Annotated in this window: 19 protein-coding genes; 7 read left to right on the top strand and 12 right to left on the bottom strand. The window is 64.2% G+C overall.

Translation table 11 applies throughout. The features are described from left to right. Positions 1-19: 19 nt before the first annotated feature. Genes CH278_RS03615 through CH278_RS03630 form a run of 4 tightly spaced genes read right to left on the bottom strand, consistent with a single transcriptional unit; the run spans position 20 to position 4,247 of the window. Positions 20-823, bottom strand: coding sequence for an ABC transporter ATP-binding protein (locus CH278_RS03615; RefSeq protein WP_032368063.1), 804 nt, complete (start codon positions 821-823; stop codon positions 20-22). Further along, positions 823-1,917 (bottom strand): ABC transporter ATP-binding protein, encoded by a 1,095-nt coding sequence (locus CH278_RS03620; RefSeq protein ID WP_032382850.1) that lies wholly within the window; start codon positions 1,915-1,917, stop codon positions 823-825. The genes CH278_RS03615 and CH278_RS03620 overlap by 1 nt, the downstream gene beginning before the upstream one ends. Next, a complete protein-coding gene (locus CH278_RS03625; protein WP_027497263.1) occupies positions 1,910-2,899 on the bottom strand; it encodes a branched-chain amino acid ABC transporter permease in 990 nt (329 codons plus the stop codon). Before CH278_RS03625 ends, CH278_RS03620 begins: the two co-directional genes overlap by 8 nt. Positions 2,900-2,906: 7 nt before the next feature. After that, positions 2,907-4,247, bottom strand: coding sequence for a branched-chain amino acid ABC transporter permease (locus CH278_RS03630; protein WP_051365155.1), 1,341 nt, complete (start codon positions 4,245-4,247; stop codon positions 2,907-2,909). Between the two features lie 259 nt (positions 4,248-4,506). Here CH278_RS03630 and polA point away from each other — a divergent pair, with 259 nt between their 5' ends. After that, complete coding sequence (gene polA, locus CH278_RS03635; protein WP_032374320.1) at positions 4,507-7,248, top strand: DNA polymerase I; 2,742 nt, start codon at positions 4,507-4,509, stop codon at positions 7,246-7,248. A 78-nt stretch (positions 7,249-7,326) separates the two neighbouring features. On the opposite strand, the gene trxA is transcribed toward polA, so the two are convergent. From trxA to CH278_RS03650, 3 genes are all read right to left on the bottom strand, one after another. Then, the gene (trxA, locus tag CH278_RS03640; RefSeq protein WP_027497260.1) at positions 7,327-7,698 is read right to left on the bottom strand and encodes a thioredoxin; all 372 of its coding nucleotides are present in this window, start codon (positions 7,696-7,698) and stop codon (positions 7,327-7,329) included. A gap of 89 nt (positions 7,699-7,787) precedes the next feature. Continuing rightward, positions 7,788-8,786, bottom strand: coding sequence for a helix-turn-helix domain-containing protein (locus tag CH278_RS03645; RefSeq protein ID WP_032365530.1), 999 nt, complete (start codon positions 8,784-8,786; stop codon positions 7,788-7,790). 210 nt (positions 8,787-8,996) lie between these two features. Then, positions 8,997-9,503: a 2'-5' RNA ligase family protein gene (locus tag CH278_RS03650; RefSeq protein WP_027497258.1), complete on the bottom strand. Its 507-nt coding sequence runs from the start codon at positions 9,501-9,503 to the stop codon at positions 8,997-8,999. A gap of 9 nt (positions 9,504-9,512) precedes the next feature. On the opposite strand from CH278_RS03650, the gene CH278_RS03655 reads away from it, so the two are divergent. Then, a complete protein-coding gene (locus CH278_RS03655; RefSeq protein ID WP_094621226.1) occupies positions 9,513-10,610 on the top strand; it encodes an isocitrate/isopropylmalate dehydrogenase family protein in 1,098 nt (365 codons plus the stop codon). Positions 10,611-10,622: 12 nt separating this feature from the next. Here the strand turns inward: CH278_RS03655 and CH278_RS03660 are convergent, their stop codons facing one another. Next, the gene (locus CH278_RS03660) at positions 10,623-11,450 is read right to left on the bottom strand and encodes a class I SAM-dependent methyltransferase (RefSeq protein ID WP_094621180.1); all 828 of its coding nucleotides are present in this window, start codon (positions 11,448-11,450) and stop codon (positions 10,623-10,625) included. Between the two features lie 214 nt (positions 11,451-11,664). Here CH278_RS03660 and rpsA point away from each other — a divergent pair, with 214 nt between their 5' ends. Continuing rightward, entirely contained in the window at positions 11,665-13,143 is a 1,479-nt protein-coding gene (rpsA, locus tag CH278_RS03665) for a 30S ribosomal protein S1 (protein WP_027497255.1), read from the top strand. 147 nt (positions 13,144-13,290) lie between these two features. On the opposite strand, the gene CH278_RS03670 is transcribed toward rpsA, so the two are convergent. Then, entirely contained in the window at positions 13,291-13,500 is a 210-nt protein-coding gene (locus tag CH278_RS03670; RefSeq protein ID WP_027497254.1) for a hypothetical protein, read from the bottom strand. A gap of 129 nt (positions 13,501-13,629) precedes the next feature. Here CH278_RS03670 and coaE point away from each other — a divergent pair, with 129 nt between their 5' ends. Then, complete coding sequence (gene coaE, locus CH278_RS03675; RefSeq protein WP_032370432.1) at positions 13,630-14,847, top strand: dephospho-CoA kinase; 1,218 nt, start codon at positions 13,630-13,632, stop codon at positions 14,845-14,847. A gap of 16 nt (positions 14,848-14,863) precedes the next feature. Here coaE and CH278_RS03680 read toward each other — a convergent pair whose 3' ends face one another. Next, complete coding sequence (locus tag CH278_RS03680; protein WP_094621181.1) at positions 14,864-15,409, bottom strand: DUF402 domain-containing protein; 546 nt, start codon at positions 15,407-15,409, stop codon at positions 14,864-14,866. Positions 15,410-15,487: 78 nt separating this feature from the next. On the opposite strand from CH278_RS03680, the gene uvrB reads away from it, so the two are divergent. Together uvrB and CH278_RS03690 are read left to right on the top strand one after the other, a co-directional pair. Continuing rightward, on the top strand, positions 15,488-17,650 hold the full coding sequence (uvrB, locus tag CH278_RS03685; protein ID WP_027497251.1) for an excinuclease ABC subunit UvrB: 2,163 nt from the start codon (positions 15,488-15,490) through the stop codon (positions 17,648-17,650). A 64-nt stretch (positions 17,651-17,714) separates the two neighbouring features. Beyond that, positions 17,715-18,581, top strand: coding sequence for an SCO6745 family protein (locus CH278_RS03690; protein WP_032370338.1), 867 nt, complete (start codon positions 17,715-17,717; stop codon positions 18,579-18,581). Between the two features lie 6 nt (positions 18,582-18,587). On the opposite strand, the gene CH278_RS03695 is transcribed toward CH278_RS03690, so the two are convergent. Both CH278_RS03695 and CH278_RS03700 read right to left on the bottom strand, forming a co-directional pair. Further along, positions 18,588-19,445 (bottom strand): ABC transporter permease, encoded by an 858-nt coding sequence (locus CH278_RS03695; protein WP_032365525.1) that lies wholly within the window; start codon positions 19,443-19,445, stop codon positions 18,588-18,590. Further along, entirely contained in the window at positions 19,442-22,312 is a 2,871-nt protein-coding gene (locus CH278_RS03700) for an alpha/beta fold hydrolase (protein ID WP_094621182.1), read from the bottom strand. Before CH278_RS03700 ends, CH278_RS03695 begins: the two co-directional genes overlap by 4 nt. Positions 22,313-22,494: 182 nt before the next feature. Here CH278_RS03700 and CH278_RS03705 point away from each other — a divergent pair, with 182 nt between their 5' ends. Beyond that, entirely contained in the window at positions 22,495-22,947 is a 453-nt protein-coding gene (locus CH278_RS03705; RefSeq protein ID WP_008715916.1) for a universal stress protein, read from the top strand. Positions 22,948-23,000: the final 53 nt, after the last annotated feature.

A 23,000-nucleotide genomic window follows, 5' to 3' on the forward strand; every position in this document is an offset into this window, starting at 1 on the left:
GGGCTTCTTGTCGAGAGGGTCAGGCCTTCTTTTCTTTGCTTCCCGCGAGAGTGCCGAGGTAGAGCTCGATCACCTTGGGATCGTTCATCAGCGCCGGCCCGGTATCGGTGTAGGCGTTGCGACCTTGATCGAGAACATAGCCGCGGTCGCAGATCTGCAGGCAGCGGCGGGCATTCTGCTCGACCATGATGATCGAGACGCCCGCCGCGTTGATCTTCTTGCAGCGGATGAAGACCTCGTCCTGGAACATCGGCGACAAGCCTGCCGACGGTTCGTCGAGCAGCAGCACCGACGGTTCCATCATCAGGGCCCGCCCCATCGCCACCATCTGGCGCTCACCGCCGGACAGTGCACCTGCCTTGACCTTCTTGCGTTCGCCGAGCAGTGGGAACAACTCGCTGACGAAGTCGAACCGCTCACCGAACTTCTTGGGCCGCAGATAGATTCCCATCTCGAGGTTTTCCTCGATCGTGAGCGATGGGAACACGTTCTGCGTCTGGGGCACGTATCCGACGCCCTTGGTCACCAGGACGTGCGCCTCGGCGGAGGTGATGTTGTCACCGCGCAGCTTCACACTGCCCTCGCGGACCGCCACGAGGCCGAACAACGTCTTGAGCAGAGTCGACTTACCTGCACCGTTGGGTCCGATTATGCCGACGATCTCACCGTCGTTCAGAAAGAAGTTGCACTCACTGAGGATGTTCACACCGGGGATGTACCCGGCAACCAGACCGTCGGCGCGCAGCAACGCTCCTTCGGCCAGACGCGCATGCTCGGCCGGCGTAGCCGCGAACTCGGCCGGCGTCAGAGTTTGTTCGCTCATCAGTTGTCCTCCTTGGCTCGGTGCGAGCCGCCCGCAGCAGTGTCGGTGGCTGCGGGGCTGACGAACTCCGGTTCCGAAAGATCGCCTCCTGCTTGCAGTTCCTCCACCTCGGCTTGCTTCAATGCCTCGGCCAGTTCGGCGGTGGCTCCGACGGGATTGCCGTCGGCGTCGAATTCGAGTGCTTGATCGTGATGGCTACCGAGATAGGCATCGACGACGGCACCGTTGTTGGAGAGCTCTTCCGGGGTGGACTCGGCGATGATGCTGCCCTGAGCCATCACCACCACCCAGTCGCTGATGTCGCGGATGACATCCATGTCGTGTTCGACGAACACCACTGTCATGCCGTCGTCGCGCAGCGATTTGATGTGGCCCAGAAGCGATTGCGTCAGAGCGGGATTGACCCCGGCCATCGGCTCGTCGAGCATGACGACCGACGGATCGGTCATCAACGCTCGCGCCATCTCCAGGAGTTTGCGCTGGCCACCGGACAACGAGCCGGCCAGATCGTCGGCCTTGGCGTCGAGTTTGAAGCGCCCCAGCAGTTCGTAGGCGCGTTCGGTGATCTGACGCTCCTGTGCCTTCCACGTCCACGGCATGAACGTGTTGATCATGCGCTCGCCGCGTTGGCCCGTCGCGCCCAGTCGAACGTTGTCCAGCACAGTCAGTTTCGACAGTGCCTTCGTCAACTGGAAGGTGCGCACGACGCCTTTGCGTGCCACCTGATGTGGGTGCATCCGGCCGAGTTCCTGACCGTCCATCGACCACGTGCCGGTGTCGGGTCGGTCGAATCCGGTGAGCAGGTTGAACAGTGTGGTCTTACCCGCGCCGTTCGGTCCGATCAGACCGGTGATGCATCCGCGCTGGATCTCGAGGTGCGCCACGTCGACGGCCTTGAGGCCGCCGAAGGTACGCGAGACCCCGTCGACCACCAATGTCGCGTCGGGCTTGGCTGCCCCGGGCTCGTTGGCGACGCCGGCGAACAGACTGACACGCTGATCGCTCGACAGTGCTTTGGCCGCACGTGCTTCGAGTGTGCTGGCTTTCTTGCTCGGTGTCGCATCTGCGGCGGCACCGGTGCTCGGGTCAGGCATTGAGTTGAACCTCTCGCTTGTTGCCGAGAATGCCCTGGGGTCTGAACACCATCAGCACGGCGATCAGAATTCCCAGGAGTACGAATCGGGTGGCACCGACCTGGGCACCGGTGAGGTTGAGCACCGGATCGTCGCCCGAGATCAGTTGCCGCAGAATCGCGTCGGGAATGGACAGCAGGAACCAGAACAGCATTGCGCCGATCACGGGGCCGAACACCGTTGCGGCACCGCCGAGAATGAGAGCGCCGAACGCGAAGAACGTCTGCGCGGTCGAATAGAAGTCGGGGTTGATCGACTGCGTCTGCAGTGCGTTGAACACCCCGCCCATACCGCCGATCACGCCGCCGAGAACGAGTGCCTGCATCTTGTAGACGAACACGTTCTTACCCAGCGACCGGGCAGCGTCCTCGTCTTCACGAACCGCCTTGAGAACGCGACCCCACGGGCTGTGTGTCAGCAGGTAGACGACCCCGCACAGCAGCAGTACCAACGTCCAGCCGACGAGCATGGCCCACAGGTCGTTACCCAGGAATCGAACGCCGATGAAGCTGTACGTCTTTCCACCCTCGAACGGGCTGAGGTTGGTGAACGGAGCTGCGAATCCGGTGATGCCGTTGGTGGACTTGGTCACCGAATCGGTTGCCGTGGAGCGGAATACCAGTCGCAGGATTTCCGATGCGGCAATCGTCACGATGGCGAGATAATCCGCTCGCAATCGCAGGGTCGGAATGCCGAGCACCAGAGCCAGCAGGCCGGCCGCAGCGAGACCGACCAGAATGCCGAGCCACAGTGGCTGCTCATAGGTGATCGTGGTGATGCCGACGCCGTAGCCGCCGAGCAGGGCGAAGCCGATCTGGCCGAAGTTGAGCAGGCCGGCGTAGCCGAAGTGCAGGTTCAGGCCGATGGCGAGCAGTGCGTAGAAGATGGCCGACGGGCCGACCAGCTGAGCAAGAGAGATCTGAAGTGCGCCGATGATATCCATGTGCAGGTCACCCGATCCTTTGTCGCGAGCCGAGGATGCCCTGAGGACGGACGACGAGGATGAGAATCAAGACGAGCAACCCTCCGATGTATTTGAGGTCGGGATTGATGACCAACGTCGACCACTGCACGAGCAGACCCACGATGACGCAACCGAGGAATGCGCCGTAGGCCGTGCCGAGTCCTCCGAGCGTGATTCCGGCGAACATGAGCAGTAGGAGTTTGAAGCCCATCTCCCATTGCACGCGGCCGCCGAGTTCGGAGAGCCCGAACAGCACGCCGCCGAGGGCAGCCAGGCCGCCACCGAGGCACCAGACGAACGTCACGACGCGCTCGACGTTGATACCCGACGAGGCAGCCAGATCACGGTTGTCGGCCACCGCACGCATGGCTTTACCGATCTTGGTGCGCTGCAGCATCAGTGCGACGCCGATGAGGACGACGACGCTGATGACGATGCAGGCGAGGTTGACGTTGGTGATCGACAGTGGGCCCCAGTCGTTCTCGGTCTGAGCCTGGTAGTCGTCGAATGGCTCCGAGCGGTCGGAGAAGAAGATCAGGATGAGGTAGCGCAGCGCAATGGCGAGTCCGATCGTGACCACCAGCTGAGCGATCAGGCCGGTTCGACGTTTACGCAACGGCCGCCAGATCAGGGCGTTGTTGAGCCAGCCGATCGCGACTCCGACAATGATGGCCAGCACGGTGGCCGGGATCAGTTGTATCCCGAGGCTCACATTGAAGAACCACGCCGCGACGGCTCCGAGCGTCACGAGTTCGCCGTGTGCGAAGTTGGTCAAACCCGTCGTTCCGAAGATCAAGCTCAGACCGACCGCCGCGAGCGCGATGACCAGACCGAAGCGGAAGCCGTCGACCGTGGTGCGCACGAACTTCTCGTAGAACGGGGTGCTGGTCGCGGTCCTGGCCTCACCGAAGGAGAAGATGACGGTGTTCGAGCGACCGGCCTGCACGTCGCGCTCGACCTCGCCCTGCACGCTCACCCCGTCGGGGAGCGTTTCCTGGACCACCTGGAATGTGTATGTGCCAGGCGACAATTCGAGAGTCCAGCGTCCGCCGGTCTCGCTGGTGGTGCGGGCCACTTCGCTGCCCGACGCGTCGAGCGCCGCAACATCGACCCCTTCGAGGCGTTCTCCACCGTTGTTGAGCGATCCCGCGACGCTGACGGCGTCTGCGGGCGGTGCCTGTTCGGCACTGGTTCCCGGCGCCGCCGGGGGAGTGGGGGTAGGTTCCTGCGCCAACGCAGGCGCACTGAACAGCAGCGCCGCAATGGAACTCAGGATGGCGAGTAGGAGTGTTCGCTGGAATACGCGAACTGCAGATCTTGCGCGCAACCTCGGTGGTTGCACCTTTCTGGTCCATCGAACATTTGGAGCCACGCACGTCCTCCGGACGGTTGTCGTTGAGTCACGGGATGGGGATTTACTGCAATTGTCGGACTCTATCCGTTGAAACGACGCAAAATCGGCAACTGAGATTTCCGGAAAGTATCGGTTGTGTTTCGCGCTGCGGGAGATCGGTGCCGCGGCGATTGCGGCGCGGTGCCCGCATCCGGCTACGTGATGTCGGACCCGCTACCTAGACTGGTCAACCGTGAGCCCAGTAACCGACAAAAGTGCAGCACCCGCAGCCCGGACCGATGCGAAGTCAGCCGAAGAGCGTCCGACGCTGCTCCTCATCGACGGTCACTCGATGGCCTTCCGTGCCTTCTTCGCGTTGCCGGCGGACAATTTCAAGACCACGAGCGGTCAGTCCACCAATGCCGTGTACGGGTTCACCTCGATGCTGATCAACCTGTTGCGGGACGAGAAGCCGACGCACATCGCCGCCGCCTTCGACGTGTCACGGCAAACGTTCCGGGCCGAGCGCTTCCCCGAATACAAGGCGAACCGCAGCAAGACGCCGGACGAGTTCGCGGGCCAGGTGGACATCACCAAGGATGTGCTCGGTGCCATGGGCATTCCCGTGATGGCCGAGGCAGGGTTCGAAGCCGACGACATCATCGCCACTCTGGTCACGCAAGCCGAGGCGCTGGGCTATCGCGTCCTCGTGGTCACCGGCGATCGTGACGCACTGCAGCTGGTCACCGACAACGTCACGGTGCTCTATCCCCGCAAGGGTGTCTCGGACCTGACGCGATTCACCCCGGACGAGGTCGCCACCAAATACGGTCTGACGCCGTCGCAGTACCCGGACTTCGCAGCTCTGCGCGGAGATCCGAGCGACAACCTTCCCGGCATTCCCGGCGTCGGGGAGAAGACGGCGACCAAGTGGATCATCGAATACGGGTCGCTCACCGCCCTCGTCGACAATGTCGACAAGGTGAAGGGCAAGGTGGGCGACGCATTGCGGGCCAACCTGTCGAGTGTGGTGCTCAACCGCGAGCTCACCGAGATGGTGCGCGACGTGCCGTTGCCCTTCACGCCCGATCAACTCGAGCTGGCCCCGTGGGATCGCGAGAAGATCCACGCCCTGTTCGACGATCTGGAGTTTCGCATCCTGCGGGATCGACTGTTCGAGACACTCGCCTCGGTCGAGCCCGAGGCAGAAGAAGGGTTCGACGTTCGGGGCGGCATCGTCGCGCCAGGGGAGTTGGCGGCGTGGCTGGACGAGCACGCGTCCGACGGTCGGCGTAGCGGGGTATCCATCCTCGGACCGCGCAGGCCGTACGACAGCGATGCGACATCGGTGGCCATCGCGGCAGCAGACGGCGAGGGCGCCTTCGTCACCACGACGGCTCTCGACGAATCCGACGAACGCGCATTGGCCGCGTGGTTCGCCGATGCGGATCGACCCAAAGCTCTACACGAGGCGAAGTGGGCACTGCACGCGGTTCGTGGTCGGGGATGGACGCTCGGTGGGTTGACGACCGATACCGCGCTCGCGGCGTATCTCGTCCGGCCCGGTCAGCGGTCTTTCAACCTCGACGACTTGTCGCTGCGCTACCTCAAGCGCGAACTACGCGTCGAAGACGCGGGCGAGGGGCAGATGTCACTTCTCGACGCCGAGGACACCGCTGACGCGGCATTCGCCGAGGGCGAAATTCTCAAGGCGCGGGCGGTCATCGATCTCGCCGACGCTCTCGACGCGGAACTCGCAGCAATCGAGTCGACCACTCTGCTCTCGGAGATGGAACTGCCGCTGCTGACAGTGCTTGCCGATATCGAAGCCACGGGCATCGCAGTGGACGGCGATCACCTGCGCTCGCTGCAATCGGGTTTTGCTGCGCAGGTCGACGAGGCCGCGAATTCTGCGTACGGCGTGATCGACAAGCAGATAAATCTCGGATCGCCCAAACAGCTGCAGGTGGTGCTGTTCGAGGAACTCGACATGCCCAAGACCAAGAAAACCAAGACCGGGTACACCACCGACGCCGACGCACTTCAGGGGCTGTTCGAGAAGACCGAGCATCCGTTCCTCAAATTCCTGCTCGACCACCGTGATGCCACACGAATGAAGGTGACGGTGGACGGCCTGCTCAAGTCCGTCGCCGACGACGGCCGCATTCACACCACGTTCAATCAGACCGTCGCGGCCACCGGACGACTGTCGTCGACGGAACCGAACCTGCAGAACATCCCGGTGCGGAACGAGGCGGGTCGCCACATCCGCGACGGCTTTGTGGTCGGTGCCGGCTACGACACTCTGCTCACCGCCGATTACAGCCAGATCGAGATGCGCATCATGGCGCACGTATCCGGTGACGAGGGGCTGATCGAAGCGTTCAACACCGGTGAGGACCTGCACAGCTTCGTCGGTTCGCGCGCGTTCGGCGTACCGATCGACGAGGTCACCCCGGAACTACGCCGTCGAGTCAAGGCCATGTCGTACGGCCTCGCCTACGGACTCAGCGCGTTCGGCCTCGCCGCGCAGTTGAAGATCTCCACCGACGAAGCCAAGCAGCAGATGGAGGCGTACTTTGCTCGCTTCGGCGGCGTGCGCGACTACCTGCGCAACGCGGTCGAGGAAGCCCGAAAGGTGGGCTACACCTCGACGCTGTACGGCCGTCGTCGTTACCTGCCAGATCTCAACAGCGACAATCGTCAGCGTCGCGAGGTCGCCGAGCGTGCGGCACTCAACGCTCCGATCCAGGGCACTGCCGCAGACATCATCAAGGTAGCGATGATCGACGTGCACAAGTCTCTGGCGGAGTCGACCTTGAAGTCGCGCATGCTGTTGCAGGTGCACGACGAACTGGTACTCGAGGTCGTCGACTCCGAGCGCGAGGAAGTCGAGGCGTTGGTGCGCAACAAGATGTCATCGGCCATCGAATTGTCGGTGCCCCTCGAGGTGTCGGTCGGTACCGGCCGCAGTTGGGATGCCGCAGCTCACTGAGTCGGGGCCGGCTCATGCATGACGAAGGGCCGCTCACCGGATTCGGTGAGCGGCCCTTCGTTTTGTGCTGTGAGGGAACTACTCCGCTGCGGGTGCCTGCTCGGCGATCTGCTGACGGACGACGTCCATGTCGAGTGCCTTGATCTGGCCGACGAGGTCTTCGAGCGCCGGAGCGGGCAATGCGCCGGGCTGGGCGTAGACCAGGATGCCCTCGCGGAAGGCCATGATCGTCGGGATCGACTGGATCTGCGCGGCAGCGGCCAAGCCCTGTTCGGCTTCGGTGTCGACCTTGGCGTGCACGATGTCCGGGTGCGCGTCGGAAGACTTCTCGAACGTCGGCGCGAACTGGCGGCACGGACCGCACCAAGAGGCCCAGAAGTCGACCAATACCACGTCGTTGCTGGTGACGATCTCGTCGAAATTCTGCTGAGTCAAAGTCTGAGTGGCCACGCGTACCCTTTCGATTGATTGCGCTTCTTGTTCGTCTCAACGCAGAGGTTCTCCGGAATCTTCCCGGACCCACTCCTCTCCGTGGTCCGTCACACGGGTTGCGGCGCGGCCCGGAATGTTCGGCGGTACGAGTTGGGCGTCGTGCAGCGAAGTCTGACGAAATGCTGGCGCAGGGCTGCGGCATTGCCGAAACCGACGACTTCGGCTATCGAATCCATGGGCAGGTCGGAGTTTTCGAGGAGCTGCTGCGCAGCCAGTACGCGTTGGTCGTTGAGCCACCGCGCGGGCGTCGTGCCGGTCTCGGCGGCGAACTTCCGGGCGAATGTGCGAGCCGACATGTTCACCCGCGCCGCCAGTCGGCCGATCGTGAGTTCCGAATCGAGGTTCTCGGTCATCCAATCGAGCAACGGTGCCAACGTTTCGGTTCGAATCGCCGGTAGTGGACTGGTGACGAACTGCGCCTGGCCGCCGTCACGGTGTGGCGGAACGACCATTCTGCGCGCGATTCCGTTGGCCACGACACTGCCTTGGTATTTGCGGACGATGTGCAGGCACAGGTCGATACCGGCCGCCGTGCCCGCACTGGTCAGTACATTCCCGTCGTCCACGTAGAGAACGTTCGGATCGACCTGGGCCAACGGGTATTTCGCGGCCAGGGAGGCCGAGTGTCGCCAATGGGTCGTACACCGCCTGCCGTCGAGCAGGCCCGCCGCGCCGAGTACGAACGCGCCGTTGCACAGGCTGGCGACCAGCGCGCCTCGGTCCACCGCCGCACGGAGTTTGTCGAGTAGTGGCTCGATCGAGGGGCTGTACTTACTGCCGCACACGTAGCTTCCGTCGTCGGCCGATTCGGTGCCGCCGGCCGGAACGATGATCAGATCGGCGCTGTCGAGCCGGTCGAGATCGTGGGGCACATCGATCGTGTAACCCACCCGGGTGCGAATCGTGTCGGGGACCCCGGCGATCAACGAGAAGTCGTAGGTGGGCAGTCCCTCGTCGGAGCGGTCGAATCCGAACACCTCGCAGGCCACGCCGAGCTCGAACTGCTCGGTCAACGGCAGCAGTACTGCGACCACCTTCTTCAGCATGACAGCAGTATGGCAGAAAATCGACGATACATGTCGTTACTGCCACTCGTGTTGGGTCGGCGCAGGTAGGACGCTGGTGGCATGACAATTGTACTGGTGGTTGTGTTGATGTTTCTCGCCCTCGATGCGTGGGTCGCTGTCGGCCGCACGCCGGATACACACGCGGAGGTGACCCAGTTCGGAGACTTCCGGTTCTGACAGGCCCGGCGGTCAGCCGATGCGCCATTCGCACTTGTTGTCGCCGTCCCACCGACGCAAGGCAACGGCAGAGCCGATCAGGTCGTCCAGGTGCGGGCACAGCAGGCGCGTCGCGGCACCGGCTTCGTCGGGTGTCAACCGCCGGGCCAGCGTCACGTGCGGCGTCCAATGCCCGATGGCGACGTTGTCGAACGAGCCCGGGCCTACGGCGGCATGCATCCGAGCATGCAGGTCGAGCAGTTCGACGCTCGGCACGACCAGACGGGCCAGGGTGGCGGTCCGGCCACCGAATACGACGAGGCCGCCGAGACGAACATCGAACGGGTCGAAACGCACGGCCGTACCGGAATCGACGGACGCGGGCATGGACGACGCCACCGAGACGGTGATGTGCGGGCGATTCGACTCGCCCCGATGACGGTTCTGGCTCGGCAGGCCGGCATCGGAGAGTGCCGCCCACTCGCGGCGAACCGCAGTATCGAGCCCCGAGTCGAGGAGGAGTTCGGCGGACTGCACCATGTAGTCATGATGGCGCAGACGGACGGACGAGATGCACCGACTTTACGAATTGGGGCCATGACCGGCGACGGTATCGGTCACGAGATCGTCCCTGCGACGATCCGGGTGGTGGACGCAGCTCTGGCCGCAGTGCACGGTCCCGTCGTCGACTGGCAGCACTTGCCGCTGGGGTTGGGTGCTCTCGACGAGCACGGAACGCCGATGCCCGAGCACACGTTGAACGAGCTCGGCAGGCTCGAGGCGTGGATTCTCGGGCCTCACGACAGCGCGTCGTACCCTGAGCCGTTCCGATCTCAGCTGACTCCGGGCGGACGAATTCGCAAGCATTTCGATCTGTTCGCCAACATCCGTCCGGCCAAGGCACTTCCTGGAGTGCGCGCGATGTCGCCGCAGATGGACCTGGTGGTGGTGCGGGAGAACACCGAGGGCTTCTACGCCGACCGCAACATGTTCGTCGGCAGTGGCGAGTTCATGCCCACGCCCGATGTAGCGCTCGCGGTGGGAGTGTTCACCCGTTCGGCGTGCGAACGCATCGCTCGTGAGGCCTTCTCGCTCGCAGACCGGCGGCGGAAGAAAGTGACGATCGTGCACAAGACCAACGTGCTGTCGTTGACGACGGGGTTGTTTCGCGATGCCTGCCGGTCCGTCGGCGAGGAGTTTCCGCAGGTAGACGTCACCGAAGAGCACGTGGACGCCCTCGCGGCGCATCTGGTTCGACGCGGTGAGGACTACGACGTCATCGTGGCCGAGAACATGTTCGGGGACATCCTCTCCGACCTGACCGGAGAGCTGTCCGGGTCACTCGGCACGGCACCGTCGATCAACTCTTCGCGTACCCAGGCCATGGCGCAGGCCTCCCATGGATCCGCCCCGGATATCGCAGGCAGGAATCGCGCCAACCCGACGGCACTGTTCCTGTCGGCCGCGATGCTGCTCGAGTGGCTCGCCGATCGGCACGGGGACGTACGGCTCGCCGCCGCAGCCGGCCGGATTCGGCACGCCGTAGACGACACCGTCGAATCCGGGGTCGCGACAGCGGACCTCGGCGGTCAGGCGTCGACCAGCGCCTTCACCGAGACCGTCGAAGCCAGGGTGCACCGGCGCTGATCGACTACGGACTCACCGCGGTTTTCGACTACTGAAGATCGCGGTGCCGGGAAACAGCTGGCCGCGCAGTGGGCTCCACTGACCCCACTCGCGGTCGAGCCACTCCGGCCAATCCGGTTCGACGATGTCGCGAACCTCGAGACCTGCGGCGACCAGCTCGCGCACGCGATCACCGATCGTGCGGTGATGCTCGACGTAGTTGGGGGTCCCGTCGGCGTCGTACTCGACGTACGGGGTTCGATCGAAGTACGGAATCGTCGCGGTCAGGCCGCCCACCCCGGGATCGTCGGGGAACACCCAGCGCATCGGATGGTTGACCGCGAACACCCAGATGCCGCCCGGCCGCAGTACCCGCGCCACTTCCTTCATCACGTTGGCGGAGTCCGCGACGAACGGAACCGCACCGAAGGCCGAGCACACGATGTCGAACCCCTCGTCGGCGAACGGTAGGGACTCGGCACTGGCCTGCACCAGCGGAACCGTCGACCCGCCCGCGGTCATCGCGTCGACGCCGCGCTGCAACATGCCCATCGAGATGTCGAGGCCGATGGCGCGCGCCCCCTGAGTCCCGAGCCAGCGGGCGCAGGGTGCGCTCCCGCAGCCCACCTCGAGAATGTCCTTGCCCGCGACGTCACCCAGCAGATGCGCGTCGCCCTCGTGCAGTCCCTCCGGGCACCAGACGAACTCTCCGGATTCGGTCGACGCGCCCAGAAACGCGCCGTGCGTACGGTGATAGTTGTCGGCATCCGAATCCCACCAGGTTCGACTCGCGCGGTCGCTCGCGACCGAATCGATTCGGCCGCGGCCGGGGGTGGACAGCGGTGCGGAAGGATTGGTCACACGCCGACTCTAACCGGGTTTGTGCTGGTACTGCGGCATCGCGTACCCTGTTCAACGCGAGTGTGTTCATGCTGCGCCCAGGTCGGGTTCGCCCGGCGTCGACGCGTGCGGAGCCGGCAACGGATCCGCGGAAGATGCTCGTGCTGCACACGTTTCACAAGTCCGACCGAACATCCATCAACCGATACCCAACCCGTCCGGAGCAACTCAACACATGCCCTCAACCACAACCTCACCGCAGGTAGCCGTCAACGATATCGGCTCCGCAGAGGATTTTCTCGCCGCCATCGACGCCACGATCAAGTACTTCAACGATGGTGACATCGTCGAGGGCACCATCGTCAAGGTCGATCGTGACGAGGTTCTACTCGACATCGGTTACAAGACCGAAGGCGTCATCCCTTCCCGCGAGCTCTCCATCAAGCACGATGTCGACCCCAACGAGGTCGTCTCCGTGGGAGATGAGATCGAAGCACTCGTCCTCACCAAGGAGGACAAGGAAGGCCGTCTGATCCTGTCCAAGAAGCGAGCTCAGTACGAGCGCGCTTGGGGCACGATCGAGGAGCTCAAGGAGAAGGACGAGGCCGTCAAGGGCACCGTCATCGAGGTCGTCAAGGGTGGACTCATCCTCGACATCGGTCTCCGTGGCTTCCTCCCCGCCTCGCTCGTCGAGATGCGTCGCGTCCGCGACCTCCAGCCGTACGTCGGCAAGGAGATCGAGGCCAAGATCATCGAGCTCGACAAGAACCGCAACAACGTGGTCCTGTCGCGTCGCGCATGGCTCGAGCAGACCCAGTCCGAGGTCCGCAGCGAGTTCCTGCACCAGCTGCAGAAGGGCCAGGTCCGCAAGGGCGTCGTGTCCTCCATCGTCAACTTCGGTGCCTTCGTGGACCTGGGTGGCGTCGACGGCCTGGTGCACGTCTCCGAGCTGTCCTGGAAGCACATCGATCACCCGTCCGAGGTTGTCGAGGTCGGCACCGAGGTCACCGTCGAGGTTCTCGACGTCGACCTGGACCGCGAGCGTGTGTCGCTGTCGCTCAAGGCAACGCAGGAAGATCCGTGGCGCCAGTTCGCTCGCACCCACGCGATCGGCCAGATCGTGCCCGGCAAGGTCACCAAGCTCGTTCCGTTCGGTGCGTTCGTGCGCGTCGAAGAGGGCATCGAGGGCCTCGTGCACATCTCCGAGTTGGCCGAGCGCCACGTGGAGGTTCCGGACCAGGTCGTGGGTGTCGGCGACGACGCACTCGTCAAGGTCATCGACATCGATCTCGAGCGTCGCCGGATTTCGTTGAGCCTCAAGCAGGCCAACGAGGACTACGCAGAAGAGTTCGATCCGTCCAAGTACGGCATGGCCGACTCGTACGACGAGGGTGGCAACTACATCTTCCCCGAGGGCTTCGACTCCGAGACCAACGAATGGCTCGAAGGTTACGAGAAGCAGCGTGAAGAGTGGGAAGGTCGCTACGCCGAGGCCGAGCGTCGCCACAAGATGCACACCGCTCAGATGGAGAAGACGGCCAAGGACGAAGCTGCCGAAGCCGCCAACACCAACTACTCCTCCGAGTCGGGTCAGGCTCCCGCCGATGCAGAAGGCGATGCTCCCGCAGCGTCGGCTCCCGCCTCGACCGGTGGATCGCTGGCCAGCGATGCGCAGCTCGCTGCACTTCGCGAGAAGCTGTCGGGCAACGCCTGATAGAAGTAGTCCACCCGTGAGGGTGTGACCTCGGCCCCGGTTCTCCCTGTGAGAACCGGGGCTTTCTCGTTCGAATACGCAGGTGCAACAGGAACGAAATGGACCCGGTTCTGCTGAACCGGGTCCAAGGTTGAGGGGGAGTGCGAACTACGCGGCGGTGGCTGGACTCCACTGGCCGACGCTCGCCGTGCGCTTACGCATCGTGGCGAAGCTGTGGCGGGCAGGGGTCAGGAGGTTGGTGAACCAGTTACGCCGGTGGTCGGCCAGCGCCGAGGCAACTTCTGGAATGAGAATGCAGTGAACGCCTGCATCCATGCCGAGGCGGTGCCGACCCGGTTGGATCTGATTGCTTTGCATGGGTGTCCTTTTCGCTGGCGGTGGGTCGGCACATCGAGGTCGCGCTCGTCGAAGATAACCGACAGGCTCGCAAAACCGGTGCATTTGGGGCTGGTGGGCTTCGGCGTGTTCGAGTGTCAGACTGGACGCATGCTGAGACTGGGACTGACCGGCGGAATTGGTGCCGGCAAATCGACCGTGGCGAAAGTGCTGACCGAACTCGGGGGAGTGCTCGTCGACTCGGACGTACTTGCCCGCGAAGTGGTGGAGCCGGGAACGCCTGGGCTGCAACAACTGACGGACGCCTTCGGTACCGAGATACTGGCGCCCGACGGGTCACTCGATCGGCCGGCCTTGGCCGCCAAGGCTTTCGGCGACGAGGAGTCGCGAAAGAAGCTCAATGCCATCGTGCATCCATTGGTCGGACAGCGCACTACCGAGATCATCGAGGGTGCGGCTGCGGATGCCGTGGTGGTGCAAGATATTCCACTTCTCGTCGAAGGCTCGATGGCTCCGTTCTTCCATCTGGTCGTCGTCGTCTGGGTCGACGCCGAGGAACGAGTACGTCGGCTGACCGGCCAACGAAACATGCCCGAGGCCGATGCCCGCGCGCGCATCGCCGCGCAGGCGACCGACGATGCGCGCCGAGCTGCGGCAGATGTGTGGATAGACAACACGGGTGCGCCCGGCAGCGTCGACGATCAGGTACGAAACTTGTGGAACGAGCGCGTGATTCCCTTCGAGCGCAACCTCAGAGAGGGCATTGTCGCCCGGACGCATCCGGAACTCGTGACTGCAGACCCGGCCTGGGAATCCCAGGCGCGGCGAATGATCGCGCGCCTTGCTCTCGCGTGTGGGGACAAGGCTGTTCGGATCGACCACGTCGGATCGACGGCGGTACCCGGACTCGACGCCAAGGACGTGCTCGACATCCAGATCACGGTCCGCTCGCTGGCCGACGCAGATTCGGTCGGCGAACAGTTGCGCGTCGCCGGGTTCCCCGGCGTCGAGTCCAGTGACTTCGACGATCCGAAGCCCGCGTACGGAGTGGGTGGTGAGGCCGATCCGGCCGTGTGGGGCAAGCGTTTTCACGGCAACGCAGACCCCGGGCGACCGGCCAACGTCCATGTTCGAGTCGACGGTTGGCCGAACCAGACGTTCGCGTTGTTGTTCCGCGACTGGCTCCGGGCGGACGCGGCTGTCGCGACGGAATACGCCGCTATCAAGCGGCGTGCGTCAGAAGCCGCCGCCGGAATCGCCGAATATCAACCGGCGATCGATGCCTACGTAAACGCGAAGGCACCGTGGTTCGACGTGGCGTATCGGCGGGCGTGGCAGTGGGCGGAGGAGACGAACTGGACTGCCTGAGGCAGAGCTGCGCGGTTCAGGCCGGTTTGCCGTTCCATTCCGTCGGCATGCCGATCGACGCGAGCCAGGCGTTCAGGTCGTAATCGTGCCGCGTCAGTCCTTCGATGGCCGCGATCGATCGGGACAGCGCCCGCTCGGCCGTCGGGGTGTCCAGATGCTGCGCCACGCGCGCGTCGAACAGCTCGTCGACGTCCAGCAGGTCGTAGTCGCGGCCGGTGCGAACACTGAGGTCGAGATAGTGATCGACCGAGGTCCATCGGCTGGCCCCGGCCGTGTACTCGCCGATGTCGACGTAGTAGTCCTGGTCTCTGGCGTGCGCGGGCAGATAATGGAACACCGAGGCCCGGAGCCCGAGAGCAGGCAGTAGCCAGGACTCCAGGTAGTCGAAGTGGGCATGGTCGGATGGCCGGGCCATGTACAGCCCCCACGGCTCGACGCGGTATTCGTCGACCACGCGAACGAACCCTTTGGGGTCGACGTTGGTCTTCGCGACCAGGTCGAACGTTTCGTGTTTCGGGGCATGAACGACGGTGTGCGCACCGGCTGACGTGTGAGCGACCATGCCTGTAGAAGCTACCGGGAACAGACCTCCGAGGTCTCTCCGACGGAACTTGTCGGTGGTCGCGTCTACGCTTGTGTAATGGCGTTTGCATCCGAACATCCCGTTGTCGCGCACTCCGAACACCGTCCGGTGGGAGCGATCGAGCGCACCGGACCGGCGTTCGAGGTCGTCAGCGAACACGTTCCGGCCGGTGATCAGCCGACCGCCATCGCCGAACTCGAACGTCGGATCAAGGCGGACGAGAAGGACGTCGTGCTTCTCGGTGCCACCGGTACCGGTAAATCGGCCACCACCGCCTGGCTGATCGAGAAACTGCAGCGCCCCACCCTGGTGATGGCACCGAACAAGACTCTCGCAGCGCAGTTGGCGAACGAGCTACGAGACATGTTGCCCAACAACGCAGTCGAGTACTTCGTGTCGTACTACGACTACTACCAGCCCGAGGCGTACATCGCGCAGACCGATACGTACATCGAAAAGGACTCGTCCATCAACGACGACGTCGAGCGTCTGCGGCACTCCGCGACGGCATCCCTGCTCTCTCGTCGAGACGTGGTCGTGGTGGCGTCGGTGTCGTGCATCTACGGTCTCGGTACCCCGCAGTCGTACGTCGATCGGTCGATCGAGCTCGAGGTCAACGTCGAGGTCCAGCGTGATGCGCTGCTCCGGCTTCTGGTCGACGTGCAGTACACCCGCAACGACATGGCGTTCACCCGCGGATCGTTCCGAGTCCGCGGCGATACCGTGGAGATCATTCCGTCGTACGAGGAGCTCGCTATTCGCATCGAGTTCTTCGGTGACGAGATCGAGGCGCTGTACTACCTGCATCCGCTGACGGGCGACATCGTTCGCCAAGTCGATTCGGTACGCATCTTCCCGGCCACCCATTACGTCGCCGGACCGGAGCGCATGGAACGGGCGGTCAAGGACATCGAGGCCGAGCTCGAGGCGCGCCTGGCGGAGCTCGAAGGCAAGGGAAAGCTGCTCGAGGCGCAGCGGCTTCGGATGCGCACGCAATACGACCTGGAAATGATCAAGCAGGTCGGCTTCTGCTCCGGCATCGAGAACTACTCGCGGCACATAGACGGTCGCGGGGCCGGCACCGCACCCGCGACCCTGATCGACTACTTCCCCGAGGACTTCCTACTCGTCATCGACGAATCCCACGTCACCGTCCCGCAGATCGGCGCGATGTACGAAGGCGACATGTCGCGCAAGCGGAACCTGGTCGATTTCGGGTTCCGGTTGCCGTCTGCGACGGACAACCGGCCGCTGACGTGGGAAGAGTTCACACAGAGGATCGGCCAGACCGTCTACCTGTCCGCTACTCCCGGCAAGTACGAACTGGGGCAGACCGGCGGCGAATTCGTCGAGCAGGTCATCCGTCCTACCGGCCTCGTCGATCCGAAGGTCGTCATCAAACCGACCAAGGGACAGATCGACGACCTCGTGCACCAAATTCGCGAGCGTGCCGAGAAGGACGAACGAGTTCTTGTCACCACATTGACCAAGAAGATGTCGGAGGACCTGACCGACTATCTGCTCGAGCTGGGCATCCGCGTCCGGTACCTGCACTCCGACATCGATACGTTGCGCCGAGTCGAGCTGCTGCGGCAGCTTCGGCTGGGTGAGTACGACGTCCTGGTTGGCATCAACCTCCTCCGGGAGGGCCTCGACCTTCCCGAGGTGTCATTGGTCGCCATTCTCGACGCGGACAAGGAGGGATTCCTTCGCAGCGGCACCAGCCTCATTCAGACGATCGGCCGCGCCGCTCGAAACGTGTCCGGTGAAGTGCACATGTACGCCGACAAGATGACCGACTCCATGACGTACGCGATCGAGGAGACCGAACGTCGGCGCGAGAAGCAGATCGCCTACAACAAGGAGCGGGGAGTCGATCCGCAACCGCTGCGCAAGAAGATCGCCGACATCCTCGATCAGGTGTATCAGGAAGCAGAGGACACCGACACGGCCGTCGAAGTGGGTGGCTCGGGTCGGAACGCCAGCCGTGGTCGGCGAGCGCAGGGCGAAGCAGGCAGGTCGGTCAGCTCCGGCGTGTACGAGGGGCAGGATGTCTCGTCGATGCCGCGCGCCGAGTTGGCGGACCTGATCAAGAACATGACCGATCAGATGATGAACGCTGCCCGCGAGTTGAAGTTCGAGCTGGCCGGTCGACTGCGCGACGAGATCCAGGACCTGAAGAAGGAGCTCCGGGGCATGGACGCGGCCGGCCTCAAGTAGGTCGCGCGGGTGGTGCGAGTCGAGCCTGCGGAACGATCCGAAATGGTTCGGTTACGGTTCAGTGATGGACGCAACCACCGCCGGCCGCACCTCTCGTGCACTCGAACTGATCCACTCGATGACCTACTTCCTGCCGGAAACGCAGGACGCTCTCGTTGCTGCTGGGTTACCGCCACGGGCCTGCTATTTCGCCGGTCGTGCAGCACCTCTCGGGCCGGTCGGTGCAGGTGTCGTGACAGCCACGTTCTACAACTTCAACCGCGATCTGATCAGCCCGCTGATTCCGGCAGCCTGGGCCATCGCCTCTCCCGACGAGATCATGGCAATCCGTTACGCCACACTCGACACCGCATTCGAGCGTCTGTTGGGCTCCGAGACGTTGGCGTCCCCGGATATGGCCGAAGCTGCCGACCTCGCATCGATCGCTGCGCGTGGAATCCCAGGAGACGACGGTCGGCCGCTGTACGCCGCCTACGCCGAACTCGACTGGCCGCAAGCGCCGCACCTCGTGTTGTGGCACGCTCTCACCCTGATCCGCGAATACCGCGGCGACGGCCACATTGCCGCGCTGCAGACGGCGGGGTTGAACGGCCTGGACGCGCTGATCACCCACACCGCCACCGGGTACGGCTTCGAGAAGGAATTCGCGCGCAAGCGTCGTGGATGGTCGACCGAGCAGTGGAACGGAGCCGTGGCGTCCTTGGCCGATCGTGAATTGGTGACGGCCGACGGCGCTTTGACTCAGGACGGGAAAGATCTCCGCACGTTGGTCGAGGACATCACCAACGACCTCGCCGTCGCGCCGTGGGCCGCCCTCGGCGAGGACGGTGCAGCTCGGCTGGTTTCGCTCGCGACGCCGTGGCGTGAGTCGATCGTCGGCCAGGGCACCATTCCCGAGGGCGTCTTCGGGCCAGCGATCAAAAAGAAGTAGGCCGCCTCAGCTGGTGATGTCCTTGGTGGCGAATCGTCTCCACGCGATCAGCCCGAAGACCGCCGCGTAGGTGATGGCCGAGAACGATCCGACCACCATGTCGTTCCAGTCGATGTTCGTGCCGAAGGCGTCGATCCACGAGTTCGCGTAGTGCCCGGGCAGATAGTTGCGCAGCGACCCCAATGCCGTGATCTGATCGAGGATCTGCATCAGAATCGACGTCATCACCGCGCCGCCGACGGCCCCGAGAGGGGCGTCGGTGAGCACCGACAGCAACATCGCCAGACCTGCCACCCACAGCAGATTGACGCCGATGTAGGCGACCGCAATCAGTAGTCGCACCAGGGAAGTGCCGTACGACAGTCCTTCACCCAGCGGCGTGACCAATGATTCGGCACCGTACATCACCGTCCCGATCAGTAGGGACACTCCGACCAGCACCAGAATGGCGGCGCTGGACAGCGTGGCCGAGACGAGTGCCTTCTGGGTCAACAGTCGGCTTCGAGGAACCGGGATGGCGAGCAGGTAGCGCAGGCTCGACCACGAGGCCTCGCTCGCAACGGAGTCGCCGAAGAACAGCGCCACCACGACGATGAGCAGAAATCCGACGGACATGAACAGTGCGAAGACGGTGAAGTTCATGCCGCCTCGCGTGCCGAGCTCGATGAGCCCGCCGGCGTCGGAGTCGGCGCTGGAGCTGCCCACGGTGAAGGCGACGACAAGGATCACCGGTAGCAGGGCAAGGAAACCGATGGCGAGCTGAGTGCGTCGCCGGCCCAACTGTCGACGCAGTTCGGTACGAAACGGCAGGGTGCGGCCGCCGCTGTAGCCCGCTGCGCGGCCGTCTGCGTGCGTTGTACTCATGAGCGATCCTCGCTGGAGTCGGTCTCGTGAACGACTGTGCCTGGGGTATCTCGATGAACGAGGTCGAGGAACACGTCCTCGAGTCGGGTGGACTGGGAGAAACCGCGGACCGACACCCCCGCCGTAACGAGTTCTCTGATGACGACGGCGGAATCGGCGTCGGTCAGGTCGACGGTCACCGTGCCGTCGTCGACGATCACCGCGCCGTCATGGCCGGCGGCGTCGAGTACCGACTGGGCGCGGTCGGCGTCGTCGACCCTGATCTCGGTCTGCCCTCCGGCCGCTGTCAGCTCGCGGACGGTGCCCGAGCTGATCACGGAGCCACGGTTCATGACCACGACGTGCGTGCACGTCTGTTCCACTTCGGCGAGGAGGTGGCTCGAGACCAACACGGTGCGTCCCGTCTTCGCGTAGTTGATCAGCACGTCACGCATGGTTCGGATCTGTGGCGGGTCGAGGCCGTTGGTCGGTTCGTCCAACACCATGAGATCGGGTAGACCCAGCATGGCCTGTGCAATGGCGAGGCGCTGACGCATGCCTTGGCTGTAGGACTTGACCTTGCGTTCGATCGCTGCGCCGAGGTCTGCGATCTCGAGTGCCTCGTCGAGGTGAGCGTCTTCGATCGGTCGCCCTGTCGCCTCCCAGTACAGCCGCAGGTTCTGGGTGCCGGTCAGATGCGGAAGGAAGCCGGAACCCTCGACGAAGGAGCCGAGCCGCGACAACACCGGGGCACCGGGTGTGACCTTGTGACCGAAGACTCGGATGTCGCCGCCGGTGGGGGTGATCAGGCCCATCAGCATGCGCAACGTGGTGGTCTTTCCGGCACCGTTCGGTCCGAGCAGTCCGAGTACCTGCCCCTGTTTCACCTCGAAGCTGACGCCGTCCACGGCACGGAACCCGTTCGAGTACGTCTTGGCCAGGTCGGTGATCACCAGGGGAGTGTCGACCAGAGCCTCGTCGACTTCGGCCACCGTGCGGCGTCTGGTTCGCACGATCGTCGCCACGACGATGCATCCGACGACCAGGACGACCACGCCGATTCCGATCAGTGGAGCGACGGGTACCGTGCTGTTCGGGCTCGCCACCGCGGGAACCGTCGGTAACGCGACGGATGTGTTCGCCATGGTCACGCTGAATTGTGCGGGCTCCAGCGGGACGGCGTAGGCCTGATCGGTGGTGGAGACGCTCAGTTCGAGACGATGACCTTGCTGGACGGTATAGCTGATTCCAGGGAGGGCGACGGTGAAGTCGACGGGATCGATGCTCCCGGTGTCGGGCAGTCGGATGGCCGACACTGCGCCGCCGGGAAGGGTCCGTGTGCCGTTCGGGGCGACGTCGTACAGTTTCGCGAACAGCACAGCCTGGCCGGGCCCGGCGAGGGACGCCACCCGGAGATCGACTCTCGGCGCGCCGGTGATGGTCAGTGACGAGTCGACGGGCTCGCTGGTGAAAATCGCGGATTGGCCCGGAAGGTCCGCAGTCAGCGCTGCACCGGCTCCGGTCGATCCGAGTGTCGACAACACCGAACCCAGACCGGGGACCGTCGAGATGGCGGACGGTGACGCGCCGGGCGGACGAATGATCGTCCCGTCGTCCGAGGCGGGGGTGAAGGTCACCGTATTCGTCTGTGTGGGTTCGGCGTTCGGGGTCAGGCCTGGGTAGTCGGGAGCCGTCATCCGACGATTGCGTTCTCCTCCTCGCTCATCGGCTGCGCGCTGCGTCGAATACACGAACGGCGCGCTCTCGGAGGTCGCGGGATCGGGGGTGCCGCGCAGAGTCCGGTCGAAGAAGTCCGCGACGGCTCGATCCGACGCACCGTTCGTTCCACCGGCATCGTGCCCACCGTCGAACCACCGAACGGTCACGTCACCGCCTGCGGCTGCGATCTGCCGAGCCGTCGCGTCGGCCTGGTCGAGACCGAACAGAGTGTCCTGGGTGCCCTGTAGGAGAAGCGTCGGAGCCGTGATGTTCGACGCGACCGCGACGGGCGAGTGGGCAGTCAGCAGATCGAGCAGCGGCTGGCTGGGGATGCCGGTCACTGCGGATTGTGCGTAGGCGTCGCAGAATTCCTGGGCGAATCTGCCGCATGCGGATGCGCCACCGCCATCGTTACCACCACCGTTACCGTCCGTGGAACTGCCGGGCGCAGCGCTGGAGGCCCCCGCTCCGAAGAAGACCCCGGCCCATCCACGTTTGAGGACGCCGGGTCCGCCGTATTCGGCACCGGCCGGGGAATCGATGTTTCCGAGCGCTTCTCGACCTGCGGACGAGGTGACGCCGAAGTTGGGGAACAGGGCCTGGCCCAGGTCGTTCCAGGTGATGGCAGCGGCCACCGAGTCCACACGCGGGTCTGTTCCGCCTGCGCTGAGGGCCAGTGCCCCGCCGTACGACCCGCCTGCCACGCCGACGTGGGGATCACCAGGAGCGTCGAGCTGTACTTCGGGCTGTTCGGCCAGCCAGTCGATCAGGCCGCGGGCATCGGCGACCTCGCGATCGGGGTCGTTGATGGAGATGGAACCCGTGCTGTCACCGAAGCCGCGCGCGGTGTAGGCGAGAACCACGTATCCGCGCGCGGCGAGATCACGAGCTTCGCCGTCGACCGAGTCCTTGCTGCCGCCGAAGCCGTGCGCGAGCAACACAGCCGGAGCGGGGGTGGACTCGGGAATGTAGAGCCGGGTGTCGAGGTCGACGGTCTCCGTCGAACCGGGGCTGTCCGGTAGCGTGATGCGCGCGTCACGCGTAGCAGTGTCGGCTTCGCGTCCCTGGGGGAGGAATGCGAATGCGAGGGCGGCCACGATCACGATCGAGATCGCGACGGCACCGAGAGCGAGGGCCCGTCTCGACAACGGCGGGCGGGGGATCGGCATGCAAACCAATGTATGTGAGTGGCGCGGATCGTGTTGTTCCCCAAGTTCACGTGCCGATCGTCGACTTCCGGCTACTGTCAGCGCATCAGTCCCCGGACCACGTCTTTCGGTCCTGTGACTTGCACCAATCCAGTTCGACCAGAAGTGTCACATCTGTGTGTGACCGACAAATGGAGGAATGAATGAGCGCCTACCGCACCGTCGTCGTCGGAACCGATGGCTCCGAATCGTCACTGCGGGCAGTGGAGAAGGCCGCGGCTCTGGCGGGAGATGCCGATGCCACCCTGGTGATCGCGTGTGCTTACTACCCGGCCGATCCGAAAGACACCTCTGCCGCCGCCGACGCACTCCGCGAGGACGCCTACCAGATCACCGGTTCGGCACCGACGCGCGAAATCCTGCGCACCGCCCGAGAGCACGCCACCAAGGCCGGCGCGAAGAACATCGAGGAGAAGCCGATCGTCGGAGCGCCCGTCGAGTCCCTCCTGGCACTCGTGGACGAGGTCAAGGGCGATCTACTCGTCGTCGGCAACCGTGGGCTGAACTCGCTGACCGGGCGGTTGCTCGGTTCGGTTCCGTCCGACGCGGCCCGCAAGTCGACCTGTGACGTCCTGATCGTCCATACCGTCCGCTGATTTTCTCGTAGTACGACAATCGGCCCGCCCCGTCGACGATGACGGGGCGGGCC

Origin of the sequence: Rhodococcus sp. 05-2254-5 (genome assembly GCF_002258575.1) — a bacterium.
Lineage (GTDB): Bacteria > Actinomycetota > Actinomycetes > Mycobacteriales > Mycobacteriaceae > Rhodococcoides > Rhodococcoides fascians.